A 3,251-nucleotide genomic window follows, 5' to 3' on the forward strand; every position below is an offset into this window, starting at 1 on the left:
TTGAGTCCGGCAAAATCGAGTCTGCATCATGTATAAAAATTGCAGACAACTTTGGTGACTTGTTCATCAACTCGAAACTCCTTCGGGTTGTATGGTTAAGTGACTAAGCGTACACGGTGGATGCCTTGGCAGTCAGAGGCGATGAAGGACGTATTAACTTGCGATAAGCCCAGATTAGGTAGTAAAAACCATTTGAGTCTGGGATTTCCGAATGGGGAAACCCACTTACATAAGTAAGTATCGCTGCGTGAATACATAGCGCAGCGAGGCGAACCGGGGGAACTGAAACATCTAAGTACCCCGAGGAAAAGAAATCAACCGAGATTCCGAAAGTAGCGGCGAGCGAAATTGGACTAGCCCTTAAGCTTTATATGCGTTAGACGAACGGTCTGGAAAGTCCGGCGATACAGGGTGATAGCCCCGTAGTTGACAACGCACATTCAGTGAAATCGAGTAGGGCGGGACACGTGATATCCTGTCTGAATATGGGGGGACCATCCTCCAAGGCTAAATACTACTGACTGACCGATAGTGAACCAGTACCGTGAGGGAAAGGCGAAAAGAACCCCTGTGAGGGGAGTGAAATAGAACCTGAAACCGTGTACGTACAAGCAGTAGGAGCACCTTCGTGGTGTGACTGCGTACCTTTTGTATAATGGGTCAGCGACTTATATTCAGTGGCAAGGTTAACCATCTAGGGGAGCCGTAGGGAAACCGAGTCTTAACTGGGCGTTCAGTCTCTGGATATAGACCCGAAACCAGGTGATCTAGCCATGGGCAGGTTGAAGGTTGAGTAACATCAACTGGAGGACCGAACCGACTAATGTTGAAAAATTAGCGGATGACTTGTGGCTAGGGGTGAAAGGCCAATCAAACCTGGAGATAGCTGGTTCTCCCCGAAAGCTATTTAGGTAGCGCCTCGGACGAATACTACTGGGGGTAGAGCACTGTTAAGGCTAGGGGGTCATCCCGACTTACCAACCCTTTGCAAACTCCGAATACCAGTAAGTACTATCCGGGAGACACACGGCGGGTGCTAACGTCCGTCGTGGAGAGGGAAACAACCCAGACCGCCAGCTAAGGTCCCAAATTATAGCTAAGTGGGAAACGATGTGGGAAGGCTTAGACAGCTAGGATGTTGGCTTAGAAGCAGCCATCATTTAAAGAAAGCGTAATAGCTCACTAGTCGAGTCGGCCTGCGCGGAAGATGTAACGGGGCTAAGCTATAAACCGAAGCTGCGGCAATGAAGTTTACTTCATTGGGTAGGGGAGCGTTCTGTAAGCCGTTGAAGGTGTGTTGTAAAGCATGCTGGAGGTATCAGAAGTGCGAATGCTGACATGAGTAACGATAAAGGGGGTGAAAAACCTCCTCGCCGGAAGACCAAGGGTTCCTGTCCAACGTTAATCGGGGCAGGGTAAGTCGACCCCTAAGGCGAGGCCGAAAGGCGTAGTCGATGGGAAACGGGTTAATATTCCCGTACTTCTTACAATTGCGATGGGGGGACGGAGAAGGCTAGGTGGGCCTGGCGACGGTTGTCCAGGTTCAAGTGCGTAGGCTGAGGAGTTAGGTAAATCCGACTCTTCTTAAGGCTGAGACACGACGTCGAGCTACTACGGTAGTGAAGTCATTGATGCCATGCTTCCAGGAAAAGCCTCTAAGCTTCAGATTGTAAGGAATCGTACCCCAAACCGACACAGGTGGTCGGGTAGAGAATACCAAGGCGCTTGAGAGAACTCGGGTGAAGGAACTAGGCAAAATGGTACCGTAACTTCGGGAGAAGGTACGCTCTCGACGGTGAAGTCCCTTGCGGATGGAGCTATTGAGAGTCGCAGATACCAGGTGGCTGCAACTGTTTATTAAAAACACAGCACTGTGCAAAATCGTAAGATGACGTATACGGTGTGACGCCTGCCCGGTGCCGGAAGGTTAATTGATGGGGTTAGACTTCGGTCGAAGCTCTTGATCGAAGCCCCGGTAAACGGCGGCCGTAACTATAACGGTCCTAAGGTAGCGAAATTCCTTGTCGGGTAAGTTCCGACCTGCACGAATGGCGTAATGATGGCCACGCTGTCTCCACCCGAGACTCAGTGAAATTGAAATCGCTGTGAAGATGCAGTGTACCCGCGGCTAGACGGAAAGACCCCGTGAACCTTTACTACAGCTTGGCACTGAACATTGACCCTACATGTGTAGGATAGGTGGGAGGCTTTGAAACCAGCACGCCAGTGTTGGTGGAGCCGTCCTTGAAATACCACCCTTGTAGTGTTGATGTTCTAACGTCGACCCCTTATCGGGGTTACGGACAGTGCCTGGTGGGTAGTTTGACTGGGGCGGTCTCCTCCCAAAGCGTAACGGAGGAGCACGAAGGTGGGCTAATCACGGTTGGACATCGTGAGGTTAGTGCAATGGCATAAGCCCGCTTGACTGCGAGAATGACAATTCGAGCAGGTGCGAAAGCAGGTCATAGTGATCCGGTGGTTCTGAATGGAAGGGCCATCGCTCAACGGATAAAAGGTACTCCGGGGATAACAGGCTGATACCGCCCAAGAGTTCATATCGACGGCGGTGTTTGGCACCTCGATGTCGGCTCATCACATCCTGGGGCTGAAGTCGGTCCCAAGGGTATGGCTGTTCGCCATTTAAAGTGGTACGCGAGCTGGGTTTAGAACGTCGTGAGACAGTTCGGTCCCTATCTGCCGTGGGCGTTGGAAGATTGAAGGGGGCTGCTCCTAGTACGAGAGGACCGGAGTGGACGAACCTCTGGTGTTCGGGTTGTGTCGCCAGACGCATTGCCCGGTAGCTAAGTTCGGAATCGATAACCGCTGAAAGCATCTAAGCGGGAAGCGAGCCCTGAGATGAGTCTTCCCTGATACTTTAAGTATCCTAAAGGGTTGTTCGAGACTAGAACGTTGATAGGCAGGGTGTGTAAGCGTTGTGAGGCGTTGAGCTAACCTGTACTAATTGCCCGTGAGGCTTAACCATACAACACCCAAGGGGTTTTGATGGACTCAATGTAAGAACATTGAATGTGTTAAGAACGAAAAACAGCTTTCCGAATTAAAGAATTTGCTTGGCGACCATAGCGATTTGGACCCACCTGATTTCCATTCCGAACTCAGAAGTGAAACGAATTAGCGCCGATGGTAGTGTGGGGCTTCCCCATGTGAGAGTAGGACATCGCCAGGCTTTAAATTTAGACTTAAATGTCTAACCAGTGCGGAGCGGTAGTTCAGTTGGTTAGAATACCGGC

The 3,251-nt window shown here is 50.7% G+C and carries 2 rRNA genes; both read left to right on the forward strand.

What is annotated here, in order from left to right:
* Positions 1-93 precede the first annotated feature (93 nt).
* Positions 94-2,983, forward strand: a 23S ribosomal RNA gene (locus KIV41_RS12825).
* A gap of 87 nt (positions 2,984-3,070) precedes the next feature.
* Positions 3,071-3,187, forward strand: a 5S ribosomal RNA gene (rrf, locus tag KIV41_RS12830).
* The last annotated feature ends 64 nt before the right edge of the window (positions 3,188-3,251 follow it).

The organism is Vibrio sp. D401a (assembly GCF_030248515.1).
Lineage (GTDB): Bacteria > Pseudomonadota > Gammaproteobacteria > Enterobacterales > Vibrionaceae > Vibrio > Vibrio rotiferianus.